This is a genomic window from Ramlibacter sp. AN1015 (genome assembly GCF_037726105.1).
Taxonomy (GTDB): Bacteria; Pseudomonadota; Gammaproteobacteria; order Burkholderiales; family Burkholderiaceae_C; genus Ramlibacter.
Window position 1 is genome coordinate 1 of the sequence record NZ_JBBJUM010000003.1, and the last position, 17,631, is coordinate 17,631.

Annotated in this window: 14 protein-coding genes; 10 read left to right on the top strand and 4 right to left on the bottom strand. The window is 70.5% G+C overall.

The genetic code is table 11. From position 1 onward, the window contains the following. Positions 1-316 precede the first annotated feature (316 nt). The 6 genes from WG922_RS05300 to WG922_RS05325 all read left to right on the top strand — a co-directional run bounded on the left by WG922_RS05300 (position 317) and on the right by WG922_RS05325 (position 7,169). On the top strand, positions 317-1,675 hold the full coding sequence (locus WG922_RS05300) for a glutamine synthetase family protein (RefSeq protein WP_340281190.1): 1,359 nt from the start codon (positions 317-319) through the stop codon (positions 1,673-1,675). Between the two features lie 12 nt (positions 1,676-1,687). After that, on the top strand, positions 1,688-2,824 hold the full coding sequence (locus WG922_RS05305) for an iron-containing alcohol dehydrogenase (RefSeq protein ID WP_340281192.1): 1,137 nt from the start codon (positions 1,688-1,690) through the stop codon (positions 2,822-2,824). Further along, on the top strand, positions 2,821-3,597 hold the full coding sequence (locus WG922_RS05310) for a gamma-glutamyl-gamma-aminobutyrate hydrolase family protein (protein WP_340281194.1): 777 nt from the start codon (positions 2,821-2,823) through the stop codon (positions 3,595-3,597). Before WG922_RS05305 ends, WG922_RS05310 begins: the two co-directional genes overlap by 4 nt. After that, positions 3,594-4,973, top strand: a complete 1,380-nt coding sequence (locus WG922_RS05315; protein ID WP_340281196.1) for an aldehyde dehydrogenase family protein — start codon at positions 3,594-3,596, stop codon at positions 4,971-4,973. The genes WG922_RS05310 and WG922_RS05315 overlap by 4 nt, the downstream gene beginning before the upstream one ends. 220 nt (positions 4,974-5,193) lie before the next feature. Then, the gene (locus tag WG922_RS05320) at positions 5,194-6,417 is read left to right on the top strand and encodes a helix-turn-helix domain-containing protein (RefSeq protein WP_340281198.1); all 1,224 of its coding nucleotides are present in this window, start codon (positions 5,194-5,196) and stop codon (positions 6,415-6,417) included. 56 nt (positions 6,418-6,473) lie between these two features. Then, positions 6,474-7,169: a Vgb family protein gene (locus tag WG922_RS05325; protein WP_340281200.1), complete on the top strand. Its 696-nt coding sequence runs from the start codon at positions 6,474-6,476 to the stop codon at positions 7,167-7,169. 44 nt (positions 7,170-7,213) lie between these two features. Here the strand turns inward: WG922_RS05325 and WG922_RS05330 are convergent, their stop codons facing one another. Further along, positions 7,214-8,032 carry an ABC transporter ATP-binding protein gene (locus WG922_RS05330; RefSeq protein WP_340281201.1) on the bottom strand — a complete coding sequence of 273 codons (819 nt, stop codon included), beginning with the start codon at positions 8,030-8,032 and terminating at the stop codon, positions 7,214-7,216. Next, positions 8,029-8,796, bottom strand: a complete 768-nt coding sequence (locus tag WG922_RS05335; RefSeq protein WP_340281202.1) for an ABC transporter permease — start codon at positions 8,794-8,796, stop codon at positions 8,029-8,031. The genes WG922_RS05330 and WG922_RS05335 overlap by 4 nt, the downstream gene beginning before the upstream one ends. Before the next feature lie 327 nt (positions 8,797-9,123). Between WG922_RS05335 and WG922_RS05340 the strand changes: the two genes are divergently transcribed. Continuing rightward, entirely contained in the window at positions 9,124-10,131 is a 1,008-nt protein-coding gene (locus tag WG922_RS05340; protein ID WP_340281203.1) for an ABC transporter substrate-binding protein, read from the top strand. Between the two features lie 190 nt (positions 10,132-10,321). Here WG922_RS05340 and WG922_RS05345 read toward each other — a convergent pair whose 3' ends face one another. Beyond that, a complete protein-coding gene (locus WG922_RS05345) occupies positions 10,322-11,329 on the bottom strand; it encodes a cobalamin-independent methionine synthase II family protein (RefSeq protein ID WP_340281204.1) in 1,008 nt (335 codons plus the stop codon). Between the two features lie 200 nt (positions 11,330-11,529). On the opposite strand from WG922_RS05345, the gene WG922_RS05350 reads away from it, so the two are divergent. Continuing rightward, the gene (locus WG922_RS05350) at positions 11,530-12,273 is read left to right on the top strand and encodes a phytanoyl-CoA dioxygenase family protein (protein WP_340281206.1); all 744 of its coding nucleotides are present in this window, start codon (positions 11,530-11,532) and stop codon (positions 12,271-12,273) included. A gap of 218 nt (positions 12,274-12,491) precedes the next feature. On the opposite strand, the gene WG922_RS05355 is transcribed toward WG922_RS05350, so the two are convergent. Next, positions 12,492-13,790, bottom strand: a complete 1,299-nt coding sequence (locus WG922_RS05355) for a tetratricopeptide repeat protein (protein WP_340281208.1) — start codon at positions 13,788-13,790, stop codon at positions 12,492-12,494. Positions 13,791-13,900: 110 nt separating this feature from the next. Here WG922_RS05355 and WG922_RS05360 point away from each other — a divergent pair, with 110 nt between their 5' ends. Continuing rightward, positions 13,901-14,938: a GlxA family transcriptional regulator gene (locus tag WG922_RS05360; protein ID WP_340281209.1), complete on the top strand. Its 1,038-nt coding sequence runs from the start codon at positions 13,901-13,903 to the stop codon at positions 14,936-14,938. Positions 14,939-15,165: 227 nt separating this feature from the next. Then, positions 15,166-17,583, top strand: a complete 2,418-nt coding sequence (locus WG922_RS05365) for a beta-propeller fold lactonase family protein (protein ID WP_340281210.1) — start codon at positions 15,166-15,168, stop codon at positions 17,581-17,583. Positions 17,584-17,631: the final 48 nt, after the last annotated feature.

A 17,631-nucleotide genomic window follows, 5' to 3' on the forward strand; every position in this document is an offset into this window, starting at 1 on the left:
GACCCGGCACGCCGCGATAGCAAAGGAGTCGCAACGCAGAAGCAGTCCCTGCACCAGCACTTCACGCAACCGCTACCGCTACCGCTAACGATGCCGAGACCGAGACCGACACCGACATCCTGACGCATACCAAACCCCTACACGAGGGCTTGCGCCGCGATGCCCCCGTCGCCCAGCATCGAGCGGAACTGAGCAGGAAAGGCTCGGACACGGCCCTGCGACGCAGCGAAGCACGCTACGATTTCCGGCATCGGCTGGGCATCGCACAGGCGGGCCGGCAGGCACCATCGAAATTTCCTTGATGAGGAGCACTTGCATGGCGAACCAGCTTCACCCCAACGTCGAGGCGCTGCGCAAGGCGGGCGCCACGCGGGTGAAGGTGGCCGCCAGCGACATCGACGGCATCCTGCGCGGCAAGTACCTGCACATCGACAAGTTCGAGTCGGCCTCCACCGGCGGCTTCGGCTTCTGCGACGTGGTCTTCGGTTGGGACAGCCAGGACACCACCTACGACAACACCAGCGTGACCGGCTGGCAGCACGGCTTTCCCGATGCGCTCGCCCGGATCGATCCGGACACCGCGCGGCGCGTGCCCTGGGACGACCAGGTGCCCTTCTTCCTCGGGGAGTTCGTCAACGCCGACGGCAGCCCCTATCCGGTGTGCCCGCGCCAGACGCTCAAGCGCGTGCTGGCGCGCGCCGAGAAGCTCGGCTTCGAGGTCATGACCGGATTCGAGTTCGAGTGGTTCAACTTCCGCGAGACGCCCCAGAGCTGGGCCGCCAAGCGGGGCGTCGGCCCCGAGCCGCTGAGCCCGGGGATGTTCGGCTATTCGGTGCTGCGCATGGCGGACAACCCCGGCTTCTTCAAGGCGCTGATGGACGAGATGGAAGCCTTCCGCGTGCCGATCGAGGGCTTGCACACCGAGACCGGCCCCGGCGTGCTGGAGGTGGCGATCGCGTTCTCGTCGGCACTCGAACAGGCCGACCGCGCCATCCTCTTCAAGACCGGCGCGCGCGAGATCGGCAAGCGATTCGGCATCATGCCCAGCTTCATGGCCAAGTGGAGCCAGCAGTACCCGGGCTGCAGCGGCCACATCCACCAGAGCCTTTCGGACGGCAAGGACAACCTGTTCTTCGGCGCCGAGGGGCGGCGCGGCATGAGCCCCCTCTTCGAGAGCTACGTCGCGGGGCAGGTGGCCTGCCTCATGGAGTTCGCGCCGCTGTTCTGGCCCACCATCAACAGCTACAAGCGGCTGGTGGACGGCTTCTGGGCGCCGGTGAAGCCGACCTGGGGCATCGACAACCGCACGGCGAGCTTTCGCGTGCTGGCCGGCTCGCCCAGATCGACGCGCCTGGAGACGCGCTGCCCGGGCGCAGACGTGAACCCCTACCTCGCGATGGCGGCGGTCGTGGCGGCGGGACTGCACGGCGTCGAGCAGGGACTGAGCCTCACCACCCCGCCCGTCACCGGCACCAACCAGGGCGCCGAGGCGGTTGCCCGGGCGCCGCGCACGCTGATCGAGACCACGCGCGCCTTCCGCGAGAGCGCCGTCGCCCGCGATTGGCTGGGCGACACCTTCGTCGATCACTTCGCCGCCACCCGCGAGTGGGAATGGCGCCAGTGGCTCGACGCGGTGACCGATTGGGAGCTCAAGCGCTATTTCGAGATCATCTGAGGGCACCCGCGCATGCATACCCTGCACAGCTTTTCCTTTCCCACCGCGATCCGCTTCGGGCTGGGCGCCCGCCGCGAGGTGGCGCAGCATCTTCGCGAGCGGGGGCTCTCGCGCCCGTTGGTGGTGACCGACCGCGCCCTCGCCGCCCTGCCGCTGCTGTCGGAGCTCATGCAGTACCTGCAGGGGCTGCACGCCGCGGTGTTCAGCGGTGTGCACGGCAATCCCACGGCATCGCAGGTGATGGAGGGCGCCGCGGCCTTCCGGGCCCACCGTGCCGACTGCGTCGTCGGCTTCGGCGGCGGCGCGACGCTGGACGTCGCCAAGGTGGTGGGCCTGGCGGCGACGCACGAGGGCGACATCCTGGAGTACGCCTGGGACCATCCGCAAGTGCGGCCGATCACGCGCGCGCTGCCCTGGTTCGTGGCCCTGCCCACCACCGCCGGCACCGGCTCCGAGGTGGGCCGCTCGGCCGTCATCAGCGAGGACGACACGCAGCTCAAGCGCGTGGTGTTCAGTCCGCGCCTGCTCGCGGGGCAGGTCTTCGCCGACCCCGAGCTCACGCTCGGCCTGCCGCCGCAGGTGACGGCGGCCACGGGCATGGACGCGCTGACGCACAACATCGAGAGCTACCTCTCGCCCGCATGGCATCCGCTGTGCGACGGCATCGCGCTCGAAGGCACGCGGCTCGCGGCCGGCGCACTGGAACGCGCGGTCCACCAGCCCCGCGACCTGGCCGCGCGCGGCGACATGCTGATGGCCTCGATGATGGGCGCCATCGCTTTCCAGAAGGACCTCGGCGCGGTCCACGCCTGCGCCCATGCGCTCGGGGCGGTGCGCGGGCTGCACCACGGGCTGGCCAACGCGCTGATGATCGACACCGTCCTCGCCTGGAACCACGAGGCGGCGCCGCACAAGTTCGACGAACTCGCGCACGCCTGCGGCCTGGGCGCGGACGGCGCCGCGCTGGTGCCCTGGTTGCGCGCACTCAAGGCGCGCGTGGGCCTGGACGGCACGCTGGCCGACCATGGCGTCACCCGCTCCGACCTGCCGCGCCTGGTGGACGTCGCCGCGCGCGACATCTGCCACAAGACCAATCCGCGGCCCTGCACGCCGGCCGACTTCCAGCGCTTCTTCGAGGCTGCGCTGTGAGCTCGCCCACTCTGAAGGTCGGGATCAGCGCCTGCCTGTTCCACCCCGACCCGACCCGCAAGGCCGCACCGTCGAAGACGCTGCAGTGGATCGAGCAGTCCACCGCACATTGGGTGATGGCGGGCGGCGCCGTGCCGGTGATGATTCCCTCGCCCTTCGGCGCGACTGCGCGCGGATCGGTCGGCGTGGACGACTACGCGCAATGGCTCGACGGGCTGGTGCTGCACGGCGGCGCGGACGTCTGGCCCGGCCACTACGGCGAGGAGCCGCTGCGCCCCGAGTGGGTCGGCGACCGGGAACGCGACGCCTACGAGATGGCGCTGGTACGCGCCTTCGTGGCCGCGGGCCGGCCGGTGTTCGGCATCTGCCGCGGCCTGCAGCTGATCAACGTGGCGCACGGCGGCTCCCTCTGGCAGGACATCGCCACCCAGAAGCCGGGCGCACAGCGCCACCGCGACGCCGAGGCCTACGACCGCAACTTCCACACGCTCGACGTGCTGCCCGGCACGCGGCTCGAGCAGCTGCTGGGCACGCGGCGGCACCGCGTCAACAGCGTGCACCACCAGGCCATCAAGCAGCTCGCGCCCGAGTTCGAGGTCGAAGCGTTCTCGTTCGACGACGGCCTGATCGAAGCCATCCGCCATCGCGGCCCGGCCTGGATCCACGCGGTGCAGTGGCACCCGGAGTTCCATTTTCCCGAGCTCGGCGTGCTGGACGACCGGCCGCTGCTGCTCGATTTCCTGCGCGCCGCCGACGCGGCCCGAAACCGATGAACGCCCTCACGGTCCACAACCCCGCCACCGGCGACGTGCTGGCCACGCTCGAAGCCGACGATGCGCCCGCCGTGGCCGCCAAGGCCCGCACCGCGCGGGACGCGCAACCCGCGTGGGCTGCGCGCTCGCTGGCCGACCGCCGGGCCTGCATCGAGCGCTTCCGTGCCGGGGTTGTCGCCGAGCGGGAGGCGCTCGCGCACCTGCTCACGACGGAGACCGGCAAGCCGATCCGCATGGCGCGCAACGAGCTCGACGGGCTGCTGCCGCGCATCGACTTCTTCCTGGAGCAGGTCGAACGCGTGACGGCCGACGAAACCGTCCTGGCGCAGGAGGGGCTGCGCGAGCGCATCCAGCACCTGCCGCTCGGGGTGGTGGCCAACATCTCGGCCTGGAACTACCCCTGGTTCGTCGGCTGCAACGTGCTGCTGCCGGCGCTGCTCACGGGCAACGCGGTGCTCTACAAACCTTCCGAGTTCGCCAGCCTCACCGGGCGCGAGATCGTCCGCCTGCTGCACGCGGCGGGCGTGCCGCACGACGTGCTGCAGCCGGTGGTGGGCGGCGGCGAGACCGGCGCCGCGCTGCTCGCGCAGCCCGTCCATGGGGTCTTCTTCACCGGATCGCACGCCACGGGGCAGCGCGTCGCGCAGTCCCTGGCCGGGCGGCTGGTGCACCTGCAGCTGGAGCTCGGAGGGAAGGACCCGGGCTACGTCTGCGAGGACGCCGACCCGCGGACCGCGGCCGAGTCCCTGGCCGACGGCGCCATGTACAACGCCGGCCAGAGCTGCTGCGCGGTCGAGCGCATCTACGTGCACGAGGCGATCCACGATGCTTTCGTGCGGCATTTCGTCGAGGCGGTGCGCGGCATGCGCCGCGGCGACCCGCTCGACGAGGCGACCTATCTCGGGCCCCTCACCCGCGCTGGTCAGATCGGGGTGCTGCAGGCGCAGGTCGACGATGCCCTCGCCCAGGGCGCGCAGTTGCAACTGGGCGGCGGGGCGCTGCCCGGCCCGGGCAACTGGTTCGACGCCACCGTGTTCACCGAGGTGCACCACGGCATGGCGCTGATGCGCGAGGAAAGCTTCGGGCCGGTGATCGGCATCCAGCGGGTGCGCGGCGACGACGAGGCGCTCGCACTCATGAACGACACCCGCTATGGCCTTACGGCAGGCGTCTACACGCCCGACGAGGGCCGCGCACGGCGCCTGCTGTCCGGGGTGCGGGCGGGCAGCGTCTACTGGAACTGCTGTGACCGCGTCAGCCCGCGCCTGCCCTGGAGCGGCGTGGGAGATTCGGGCCTGGGCCTGACGCTCTCGACCTACGGCATCCAGGCGTTCACGCGTCCCAAGGCGTGGCATCTGCGCAGCGTGTCCGGCTGATGCGCGGCCGGGGCACCGACCGGGTCGGCGCAGCACGGCGCCGGTGCCGCGCCGCGGGCTGCGCGCGTGCCGGCCCGCCATGCACGGCGGGGGCGGCTCCTCGCCGATGCGTCGCCGACCAGCGCCAGCATGTCCGGCCTTGCGGCGGCAGCCGGGGCGCCCACCAGATGGCCGCTGCCTTCCATCGGCCGGCGGTCGCGCCCGACCTCGGCCGCGGTCCATGGAATCGCTCTTAGCCGCGGCCGCCCGCGCGCTGGCCGTGGGCGACGCCCTCGGTGCGCTGCAGCGCGTCGCCCTGCGCGAGGATCCGCCGGCGCTCGCGCTGCGCGGCATTGCCATGGCCCAGCTCGGAGAACTCGCCCGCGCGCGCGAGCTGCTGCAGCGCGCGGCGCGCGCCTTCGCAGGCCGCGAGCCGCTGGCGCGGGCGCGCTGCGTGGTGGCACTGGCCGAGGTCGAGCTGGCGCTGCGCGAATTTGCCGGCCTTGCGCCGCGCACGCTGGCGGCGGCGCAGCGCACGCTGCATGCGCGGGGCGACCACGCGAACGCGCTGCATGCGCGCGTGCTGACCGCGCGCCGCGACCTGCTGCTCGGACGGCTCGACGCGGCGGCTGCTGTGCTGGAGGGGCTCGATACGCTGGCCCTGCCGCCGGCGCTGGCCGCACGCGCGGCGCTGGTTACGGCCGAGCTCTCCCTGCGTCGCCTGCGCACCGGCCCCGCCAGCGCGGCGCTGGAGCGCGCGCAGCTCGCGGCGGTTCAGTCGCGCGTGCCCGGACTGCTGCAGGAGCTTGCGCGGGCGCGGGCACTGCTTGGCCAACCGGCGGCGCGCCGCATCGTTGCGGGCGGCGAGCAGTCCCTGACCCTGTCGCAGGTGGAGGCCCTGCTCTCGTGCGACGTACTCGTAGTGGACGCCTGCCGCAGGCGCGTGAGCAGCGGCGACACCATGCGCTCGCTTGCACGGCAGCCGGTGCTGTTCGCGCTGGCGCGGGCCTTGGCCGCAGCCTGGCCGGGGGAGGTGCATCGCGACGCGCTGATCGTGCAGACCTTCCGCATGCGCGAGCCCGACGCAACGCACCGCGCCCGCCTGCGCGTCGAAATCGGGCGGCTTCGCAGTGCCTTGCGCGGCCTGGCCCGCGTCGAGGCGACCGGAAGCGGCTTCGCGCTGACACCGGTGCAAGCGCGGGAGCTTGCCCTGCTGGTGCCGCCCATCGAGGGCGAGCAGGCGGCGCTCTCGGCGCTGCTGTCCGACGGCGCCCCCTGGTCCACCTCGGCGCTCGCCCTGGCGCTGGGCACGAGCCAGCGCACGGTGCAGCGGGCGCTGGCGGAGCTGGCCGCAGCCGGGCAGGTCCGGGCGGTCGGCCAGGCACGGGCGCGCCGCTGGCTGGCCAGCCCGCTGCTGGAAATCGCGCCAATCTTGTTACTCCCCCACGCACGGGCGCTTGCGTAGAGTGGCTCCGACGCGTCGATCCGATGCGCACCACAGCCCACCACGAGGACACCACCATGGACACGACGATTGCAGACGCACGTAGCGACACCAGCTCCGATCTGGGCGACGAGCCCCAGCCGGCGCGCATCGTGCGCGAGTACGGCCCCTTCGGCGACGCCGAGCGCGTGCACGGCGTGACCCACGACGGTCGCCGGGTCTGGGCCGCCACCGGCGCGCAGCTGGTCGCGTTCGACCCCGCGAGCGGCGCGGTGACACGCACGCTCGATCGCCCCTGCGACGCCGGCACCGCATTCGACGGCACCCACCTCTGGCAGATCGCCGAAACGCGGATCGACAAGATCGATCCCGCTACGGGCGCTGTGCTGGCCTCGATCCCGGCGCCCGGCGGCGGCTGCGACTCGGGCCTGGCCTGGGCCGAGGGAAGCCTGTGGGTCGGCCAATACCAGCAGCGCAAGATCCACCGGATCGACCCGGCGACGGGGGCCGTGCAACGCACCATCGAGTCGGACCGCTTCGTCACCGGCGTCACCTGGGTCGAGGGGGAGTTGTGGCACGGGACCTGGGAGAGCGACGCCAGCGAGATCCGCCGTATCGACCCGCACAGCGGCGCGGTGCTCGCGCGGCTCGCGATGCCGCAGGGCACCGGCGTGAGCGGGCTCGAATCGGACGGGGCCGACCTGTTCTACTGCGGCGGCGGCCCGAGCGGCAAGGTCCGCGCCGTGCGTCGGCCCCGCGCGACGCGCAGCTGAGGCGCGGGTATGGGGCAAGCGGAGCCCTGAGCGCGCTTTGCGCCCTACTCCATGCCCAGGAGCCGGTAGACGCGCCGCGTGTAGGCGCCGAAGACTTCGTGCGTCTTGATGTCGAGCGTGCGGGGGTGCGGCAGCTCGATGCGGAAGTTGTCGGCCATGCGCGCCGGCCCGGCGGTGAAGACCACCACGCGCGAGCCCAGGAAGACGGCCTCGGAGATGCCGTGCGTGACGAAGAGGATGGTCTTTCCGGCCTCTTTCCAGATGCGCAGCAGCTCGAGGTTCATCTTCTCGCGCGTGAGCGCATCGAGCGCGCCGAAGGGCTCGTCCATCAGCACGAGCTTGGGGTCGTGCACCAGCGAGCGCGCGATGGCGGCACGCTGCTGCATGCCGCCCGAGAGTTCGTAGGGGTACTTGTCTTCGTAGCCGGCCAGGCCGACCAGCGCGAGCAGGTCGCGCGCGCGCTCCTTGGCGGCGGCCATCGGCAGGCCCAGCAGCTCGGCCGGCAGCAGCACGTTCTCGAGGATGCGCCGCCACTTGAGCAGCAGCGGCGCCTGGAACACCATGCCGATGTCGCGAGCCGGATCGAAGGGATGGGTGGTCGAGCCGATGCGCACCGTGCCGCCGTCGTGTCCGTGCAGGCCGGCCAGTATCTTCAGCAGGGTGGATTTCCCGCAGCCCGACGGCCCCACCAGCGCCACCAGCTCGCCGGGCATCACGTCGAAGCTCGCGTCGGAGATGGCCAGGTGCTCGGTGCGGCCGGTGCGGTAGACCTTGCGCACGCCGGACAGCTGGATGAAGGGCTCGCCGGCAGAGTCGCCTGCGTAGGCGGCGTCGGGCGGGGCGTCGAGGGTGGAGCCGTTCATGAGACGCGCGCGTCCTTGGGGATGAAAAGGTGCTCGAGCAGGATGACCAGCCCGTACAGCAGCATGCCGAGCAGCGTGATGAGGATCACGGCCATGAACATGGCCGGCGTGTCCAGCGTGACCTGCACCTGCAGCATCAGATAGCCCAGGCCGCGATCGGAGCCGAGGAACTCGCCCACGATGGCGCCGGCCACGGCCAGGATGGCACCGACCTTCATGCCCGCGAACACATAGGGCAGCGCGCCGGGCAGCTGGATCTTGGTGAACAGCTGCCAGCGCGATCCGCGCAGCGAGCGCACCAGGTCCAGCAGCTCGGGCTCGACCGCCCGCAGCCCACGCGCCGTGGTCAGCAGGATGGGGAACACCGCGATGGCGAACGCCATCATGGAATTGGGAAGCACGCCGTACTTGAACCACACGATGATCAGCGGCCCCAGGGCCACCTTGGGGATCATGTTGAGGGTCACCAGCAAGGGCAGCATCAGCGCCTCGAGCGGGCGCGACCAGGTGAACAGCAGCGCGAGCAGCACGCCGACCACCAGCGCCAGCGCATAGCCGCCGAAGATCTCGGTGGCGGTCACCAGCGTGTTGGACCACCAGCCGTAGTCCTGCACCATGAGGGCGGCGAAGGTGTCCGCCGGCGAGGGCATGACGTAGGTCGGAACGTCACCCAGCCGCACGAACAGGTACCACGCGAGCAGCAGCAGCAAGTGGGCCAGCACGCCCAGGGCATAGGAGCCGAGCTTGGATTGGGTGGGTGCCATGGGGGCGGATTCTCGAAGCGCCTGGCCTGGCGCAGCGGCTTCGATCTTGTCGGCCGCCCGCGGCGCGGTGGGCATGGGTCGGGTGGGGCTCACCATCGTGCTCGAAAGGGTTGCGGGGCCGCGGGCGTCGCGTCGTACCGGTGGTGCATGGGAAGGGCTAGGGAAAACTCGGGATACGCGCTCGCGGACAGCACGTGAATACTGACCCGGTGACTAACCAATTGGTGAATTGACTCTAGCCCAACGGTCATGGTGCGTCAACGTGAACGGCCCGCATTCGCGGTGCTCCCACGGCCATGCCGCACACCCGTTACTCCAGGAGACAACATGAAGATTCAGCGTGCTTCCACCCTGCTTGCCGCCATCGCGGCGGCGGCCGCCGTCGTGTCTGCGCCGGTACAGGCGCAATCCCCGCAGAAGGTCGATTTCGTCCTGAACTGGGTGCCCGGCGGCGACCACGCACCCTACTACTACGCCAAGAAGATGGGCTGGTATGCCAAGGAAGGGATCGACCTGAACCTCGAGCCCGGCAAGGGATCGGCCCTGTCCACGCAGCGCGTGGCGGCGGGCGCCACGCCCATCGGCCTGGCCGACATGGGCGGCGTGCTGGTGGCCAAGGGCAAGGGTGCGGACACGGTGGCCGTGTTCAACGTGTACGCCAACTCGCCGCAGGGCATGTACTGGCTCAAGAGCTCGGGCATCAACGGCGTCAAGGACTTTGCCGGCAAGAAGATCGGCAACCCGGCGGCCGACGGCGCGCGCGTGATGTGGCCGGCGCTGGCCAAGGCCAACAAGCTCGACCCGAAATCGGTGACCTGGGTCAACATCGACGCCAACGCCAAGCTCGCGGCGCTCAAGGCCAAGTCGATCGATGTGACGACGTCGTTCTACAACCTGCACCACGTGTTCGAGCGCGAGCTCGGTGACGACATGGGCTTTCTGGCCTGGCGCGACGCGGGCCTCAACCCGTACGGCAATTCGGTCATCGTCAACCCGAAGTTCCTCGAAGCCAACCGGCCGCTGGTGGACAAGTTCGTGAAGGTGACGCAGCGCGCGTTCGCCGCCTGCGTGAAGGACGCCAAACCCTGCGTGCAGGCGCTGGTCGATGCCAACGGCGCGCTCAAGTTCGACAACGAGCTGGTCAACTGGCAATTGGTCGAGAAGCTCATGAGCGACAAGCATTCGCGTGAAGTGGCGCTGGGCATCCACGACGACAAGCGCATGGCGGACGACTACGCGCTGGTCAAGGAATACGTCGGGATCGACAAGCCCTTCGACGTGAAGTCCACCTACACGAACGAGTTCCTGGACCGTTCGGTCAAGATGAGCAAGTAAGTTCGGATGGCCCACGCCCGCCTGCGCGGGATGTGTCTGCCATGACGATGCGCCCCGGGGCCGCATGGCGGACCGGGGCGCGTCGTCGTTGGGAGCCGGCCGACGCTGCGCGTCGCAGCGTGCATTGCTTGATGCCCAGCGGCTGCTCGGGTGCTGTTGAGCAGAGTGACTGCTGCTCCGTGCTTGGCGATCAATGCGTCGCGATGCCCTCGAAGCGATCGCGCCCCAGGCTCAGCGCGCGCATCTTCGCGTCGGCGATGGGCCGCTTGAGCATCCAGAAGCCGCAGTCGGGGTGGATGTAACGCACCCGCCCGGCCCCGAGCACCTTCTCGGCGCGCTCGATCGCGCGCGCGACCTGGTCGGCGCTCTCCACGTCGGTCGCCTTGATATCCACCACGCCCAGCCCGAAGCCGATCTCGGGCTTGAGGTCGCGGAAGGCGAGCAGTTCCTCGGGCGGACGGTGGGCGCACTCCAGCACCACGTGGTCGGCGTGCAGCGCGTTGAGGTAGTTCATGAGCCGGTCCCAGGTGCCCTTCTGCACGGTCTGGCCGCCGTAGTTGCCGAAGCACAGGTGAACCGCAGGCGTGCCGGGCACGGCGTCGAGCACGCGGTTCATGGCGGACGCGGCCCACTCCCATTCCTCGGGGTGGCCGGGCAGGTTCGCCTCGTCGATCTGCACCACGTCGGCGTCGAGGTGGCGTACCTGCGCGGCGAGCGCGTCGGCGATGGCGTGGGCCAGCTCGGCAGTATCGGCGTAATGCTTGTTGATCAGCGTCTTGGCCAGCATGTGCGGCCCCGTGACGGTGAACTTGAAGGTGCGGCTTGCCAGCGCCTTGGCGCGCGCGCAGGCCAGCGGCAGATCGAGGCTGCCGTGGCCGATGGGGCCCACCACGGTGCCGGGCGGACGGGTGCGGAACTTCATGCCGCTCTTGGAGCGGTAGGCGATCAGGTCGTCGAACGAGAAGCGCTGCGTGATGCCGTCCATCGGACGCACGAAGTATTCGATCATCCCGTTGGTCTCGGGATGGTTGATGTCGAAGCGGTACAGCTCACCGTCGCACACCACATCGACCCCGGCCTGCTCCTGGGTGGCGATCACCACGCGCGTGGCGTCCATCAGTGCCTGCTCGGACGGGTTGGTGACAAGCCAGTCGGGGATGGGATACGAGCCGACGACCGTGGTCCGGATGCGGGGCATGGGCAGAACTCCGTCTTTCGATGAGGTGATGGGAGGCGCATGCTAGGAGTTCGCCTGCGAGCGCGTCAAGCCGCGGAAGACCCGCAGGCGCCCCGCCCGCCGCTGCCTTGACCGGCGCGCGGCACGCCCCCTACAGTGGGCCGATCCGACAGCAGCACCGGCCGTGCGGCACGCCTCGTGCCCGCGGCGCAAGACGCACGATGACACTCTCCGATTTCGACCGGTCGATCTACCGCCACACCGGCCATGTGACCGTACCCGGCGTGCTCGACGCCGCGCACACGCAGGCGCTGGTGCACGACATCGAAGCCTGGGGCGAGGAGTTCCTGCGCGAGCTGCCCCCACAGCAGCGCGCCTGGTACCTCGACGGTGGCGTCACCGCCCGCACCGTGCTGCGCAAGCTGGACAACCCGCACCACCACCGCGAGGCCTTCCGCCGGCTGGCCGCGCATCCGCCGCTGGTGGCGCTGGTCGAATCGCTGATCGGGCCGGGCGTATCGGTGTCCTTCAGCCAGATTTTCTTCAAGCCCCCCGAGGGTGGCGGTCCCAAGCCGGCCCACCAGGACAACTTCTACTTCGGACCCAACGACATCGAAGGGGTCGTCACGGCCTGGATCGCCCTGGACGACGCGACGCTCGAGAACGGCTGCCTCTATTTCGGCGACGGCACCAACCGCGGGCCGGTCTATGCCCACGAGGCCCCGCCCGACGAGCCCTTCAACCTGCAGCTGCCTGCCGCCATCCTCGCGCTGCAGCCCATGTCCCCGGCTCCGGTGATGCGCGGAGGCGTCTCCTTCCACCACGGCAACACCTTCCACCAGTCGGGCCCGAACCACTCCAGCCGCTGGCGGCGCGCCTGCGCCCTGCACTACGTGAACGCCGGCACGTTCTTCGAGCACCCGGCGCTGCCGTACGACCATGGCCTGTTGCTGCGGGTGAGTTGAGCGCGCGCAGGCGCTGCAGCCGGGTGCGTTGCGCAGTCGGCACCTGCCATCGCGCACCGAGCGCACCACGCGGCACCGGCGGCACGACGCTGTACACGCCGCACGCGCCTCAAGCGCCGCACGCGCGGTACGCGCGCACCTACGGCCCGAACCGCCCGAGCACGCCATCGCACCTCATTCGCACGGCGCTTCGGCACCGGTGCGCGGTCCGGGCGGCCTTACGCAGCCAGTGCCAGGTGCGGGGCCGAGGCGGTGCGGGGCCGCAGCTCGCCGCGTTCGCAGCGCAGCGCCTGGGCCAGCTCGCGCTGTCCCGCGCGCTCGGCGGCATCCAGCAGCGTGAGATCGATCACGTCGCGTTGCGCGTGGCTGCCGCCGAAGCGATGCGCGCCGCTGCGGATGCCGCGCAGCAGCGCCACGCAACGTGCGTAGTCGCCGCGGCCCCACGCGTGCAAGGCCGCGGCGGCGGGATGCCCCACTTCGGCGGTGAACCGCGCGTTGTCGTCCGCTGCGTGCAGTGCCTCCTGCTGCGCCGCGAGCACCTGAGCCTGCGCGTCCTCGCGGCCGGCGCCGACGAAGGCCATCATCATGTGCAGGTCGTTGAACGCGTAGTGCCCCGGGGCACCGGACGCCAGCCAGCGGTCGGCCACATCCGACCAGCGATCGCCCAGCGGCACGCCGCGCAGTTGCAGCCGCCAGAGCATGGCGCTCGCATCGACCAGATCCAGCAGCACGCTGGATCCGGTGCCGATCGCCTCGTCGTACAGGCGCAGTACCTCGGCCTCGTTCCCGAGCTCCAGGTTGAACAGCGCGAGGTGCCACCAGTTGTGCACGGCGAAGAAGCTGCCGTCGCTCCAGGTGGCGCTGTGGGCGCCCAGCCACTCGACGCCCGCCGCCGGGTCGTTGCGCATCTCGTGCACGTGCGCCACCGCGTGCCAGCCCCAGCCGTCGCGCGGCTCCAGCTCCACCGCCTGTCGGCCGCAGCGCTCGGCGCGGGCGTAGTCGCCGGTCTCTTCCAGGCCGAAGGCGTGCATGCTCAGCATGGCATGGAAGCCGGGCATGCCGGGTTGCCAGTGCGGCAGAGCGCGCGCGATGCGGTCGCGCAGCATGCGCGCATCTCCGGTGAAGAAGTCGATCTGATGTCCGGCCTGCAGCGCCAGCAGGTCGCGCGGATAGGCGATGCCGAGGTCTTCGAGCACCCGCCCGGCCTGCCGCCACTGACCGCGCGTCAGCGCCTCTGCCGCTTGCAGGTGCATGCGCTCGCGATCGTTCAGGGGCAGCAGCGCGGCGGCGGCGCAGCTGGCCCGCGCCGCCGGCAGTGCGGTGGGCTCCGTGCCCAGCAGGTGCAGCCAGGCCGTGAGCAGGTGGGCCATCGGCATCCCGGGGGCGGCCTGCGCAGCCTCAGCGGCGTTCGCCGCCGGATCGCCGATGTAGCGGCGGAAATCGTCGAGTCCCGCCTGCAGGGCGGACAGTCCGGCCGCATTGGCGCCGGAGACGGGGAGACCGAGTGCGTCGTGCATGGTGTTTCCTTCGGGGTGTTCGGGACAGCGAGGCGGCAAGTGTGGATTTCCCGCGGCACTTGCACTAAGGTCGTTCGTGCAACAAACCGGCCATTCCGGCCAGCCCTGCCATGGCAGATCCCAGCGTTCCGGTCACGGTGGCATTGCTCGCCGCTGAAGAGTCGTCGGCGGCGACGATCTTCGGCTTCTACGATGCGCTGATGAGCGCGCGGCGCGACTGGGCCATGCTGCACGGCGGCGCGGCGCAGGACTCGCCCTTCCGTCCCGTGGTGGTCAGTGAGGACGGCCAGCCGCTGACCACGGGCAACGGCGTGCGCATCACGCCCGACGCGTGCTTTGCCGAGGTACCCGCCCCGCAGGTGGCCGTCGTCGCCGACCTCGGCATCCCGCCCGGCGCCGATCCGGGCCCGCGCTTCGACGCCGCGGTGCGCTGGCTGTGCGGCTGCCACGCGGCCGGCGGCATGCTGGCCTCGGCCTGTTCGGGCGCCCTCCTGCTGGCGCGCACCGGCCTGCTCGACGGACTGCAGGCGACGACGCACTGGGCCTACTGCGAACACCTGCGGCGTGCCTATCCGCGCATCGGCTGGCAGGCGGACCGCGGCCTGGTGGTGGCCGGTGAGGGACAGCGCATCCTGATGGCCGGCAGCGGCGTCTCGTGGCACCTGCTGGTGCTGGCGCTGATCGCCCGCTTCGCCGGCGCCGAAGAAGCCATGCGGGTGGCCCGCATCAACCTCATGGACCTGAACGACGCCACGCCGCAGGCCTACGCGTCGCTCACGCACGGCAGCCGCGCGGCCGATCCGGTCATCGCCAGCTGCCAGCAGTGGGTGGCGATGCACTACGCCCACCCATCGCCGGTCGCGCAGATGGTGGCGCTGTCGCAGATGGCCGAGCGCACCTTCAAGCGCCGCTTCAGCGCCGCCACCGGCATGGCGCCGCTGGAGTACATCCACCACGTGCGCCTGGAAGAGGCCAAGCAGATGCTCGAATGCGGCGAGGTGGCGGTGGAATCCGTCGCGTTCGACGTGGGCTACAGCGACACCAGCTTTTTCAGCCGCCTGTTCCGCCGCAAGGTCGGCCTCACGCCGGCGCAATACCGCCAGCGCTTCGGGCGGCTGTCACGCGAGGTGCAGGGGCGGGTGCACTGAGGGCGGCGGAGTCGGGCGCGCGGCCGCGCCGCCCCAGAGCGCGAACACCGCGTCGCCATCGCGCTGGCTCTCCACGGCGCGACCTCGTCCGCCAGCACTGGCTGCCGGCACGCTCGGGCCCCGCCCATCCATGCAAACACCGCACAGGAAGGCGCCCCGCCACCTCGGATTGACGGCACCCACCACGAACCTTAGAGTTCGCTCCTTCACGGGGAGGCTAGAACTTTATGAACATGCGCCTGATGGGGCGAGTCAGCGTACTCGCGTGTTGCTTTGCCCTCGTCGCCTGCGGTGGCGGTGGCGCAGAACCACCACCAGACCCCCCGTCCACCGACACCTCTGCCGCCTCCAGCATCGACACCTCCACCACCGGCACATCCGCGAATGACACACCCGGCCGCGCCACCTCTGCCACCGGCGACTCCGCACCCGGCGACTCCGCACCCGGCACCTCCGCACCCGGAACCCCAGCCACCGACACATCCCCCTCCGCCACCTCCCCCGTCGCCACCCCTCCTGTCGCGCCCGCATCCACTGCCAAGATCAGCGGCCAGGTCTACAAGGGTCTGACCTACGGCGCGTCGGTGTGCGTCTTTGCCATCGACGCCGGCGCGAGGGGCGCCAGGATGGCCGCCCAGCCGGACTCCGCTCCCACGCCCTCCGACGGCTGCGTCGTCACCGCGGCGGACGGCACCTACTCCTTCGTTCTGCCGGCCGGCACCCAGGGGGACCTGCTGGTCGAAGCCACCGGCGGCACGTACTGCAGCGACGAGACGCGCTATGACGGCACCCGCTGCACCGGCGGCGGAACGCCGATCTCCATGGGGACGAATGCGCTGCGCACGGTGGTCACGGCACAGCCCGAGGGCACCGTGCAGGCGCACCTGACGCTGCTGACGACCGCAGCCGTGCAATCGTCCGGGGCGCTCTCTGCCACCGCCTTCGCGGCGTCGTACGCCCCCATCGCCGCCAACTTCGCCGCACCGTCCGACCCGGCGACTTCACCCGGCGCGGGACCGCTTGCCACGGTGCTCGGGAACCTCGCGGTCTACGTCGGCACGGACACGACGGACCTTGCCGACATCGTGAGCGACATCGCCGCCGGCACGCTCATCGCGAAGAACACCACCTTTGCGCCGGGCGTCGAACTGGCGGTCGGCACGGACGGCGGTCTGCTGCACCTCTTCAAGGCAACAAGGCAAGAGGTGGTCCAGGTGAGCACCGCGACATTGCCGGGGATACCCGGCAGCTATTCGCGCTCCGGATCGACCATCACCGTGAAGATGCCAAGGCACGGCATCCGCAATGGCCTGTGGATTTCGCTGCGGTTCGCTGCCGGCACGGGCGGCAGCGCCACCAGCGGAACCTACAAGGTGACCGAAGTAGATGCGGACACCTTCACCGTCGCCGACACGGCTTCCGGCACCATCACGGGCGGCAGGCTCCTTCGAGATCCTGCGACCAGGCTGCTCGCCACCTACGTTCAGCACAGCGGCAACGACTTCATCACCGTCACCGCTGCGCAGCACGGCCTGCGGCGTGGCGACTCGGTGGAACTGAAGGCCACCACCGGCGGCGCTGCCGATGTGGGAACGCTGGTTGCCGCAGTGCTCGATGCCGATACCTTCACCCTGGAGCGGAACACGACGGCCACCGCCGACGCTGCGGGCGACGCGCAGCTGGGTATCGGCAGCAACCATATGGCCTACGACGCGGTGATGCACCCCTCGGGCAAGTGGCTGTACGTGAGCTCTGGATACGAGTGCTGGAACGGTCCTCCGTTCTGCTGGGGTGGGGAAACCATCGCCACCTATCGCATCGACTGGCACCGCGGCAAGCTCACGCTTCTGAACGTGATCCGAACGGGTGAGGTTCTTGCGCCTGCCGCTCCCACCAGGATGGCGGTCAACGCGGCGGGCACGCAGCTCGCCCACCTTGACCACGCGATCGGCTACGTGGTGCTGTGGAACGTCGATCCCGCGACGGGCACCTTGAGCCGGGTGGCGAATTCCCAGCCGTACCGAGCCTACGGGAACAGCCTGGTGTTCTCACCCGACGGCCGAACCCTGCACCACGGCATCGACGTGCTGGACGTGAAGTCCCTTGGCGATCCGCGAAGTCCCTTTGAAGGGGCCGTCGGAGGCGCCGACATCGTGGGCAACGTGCTGTTCTTCACCGACAGCACCGATGCGATCCATGCCGTTTCGATCGCGACGCCGTCCGGCATGCCCGCAACGCTGGCGTCGAATCGGACACGGCCCGGACGCCGGGGCGTGAGCACGCGCGACGGCAGGGTGCTGGTGACGTCGGGCTCCGGCGGCATCAAGACCTACCGCTTCGACGGCGCCACCTTGGCCGCAGCAATACCCTCGATCGGGTCCGGGGAGCTGCAATACGACGGGTCGTCCACCCTCGGCGGCGAGGAGACGATCTACCGGTCGGCTCACCTGAACGCCGGCGGCGACCTTGCCGTGGCCAGCTACTACACCGCCACGAACGGCACCGGCCGTCCCGGCGGCCCGCCGAGCGGATTCCTCTTCGCCACCGTGGGCGCGGACGGACGGCTCGTGCGCATCAGCAATGCCTCGTCCGCGCAGCATGCCCGGGCTGCCCGGTTCATCAAACAGCCTTGGCCGGCTCGATAGAGCAGAGCCCGAGGCCGGCAACGACGCCGAGAACGGCAAGCGCACTGG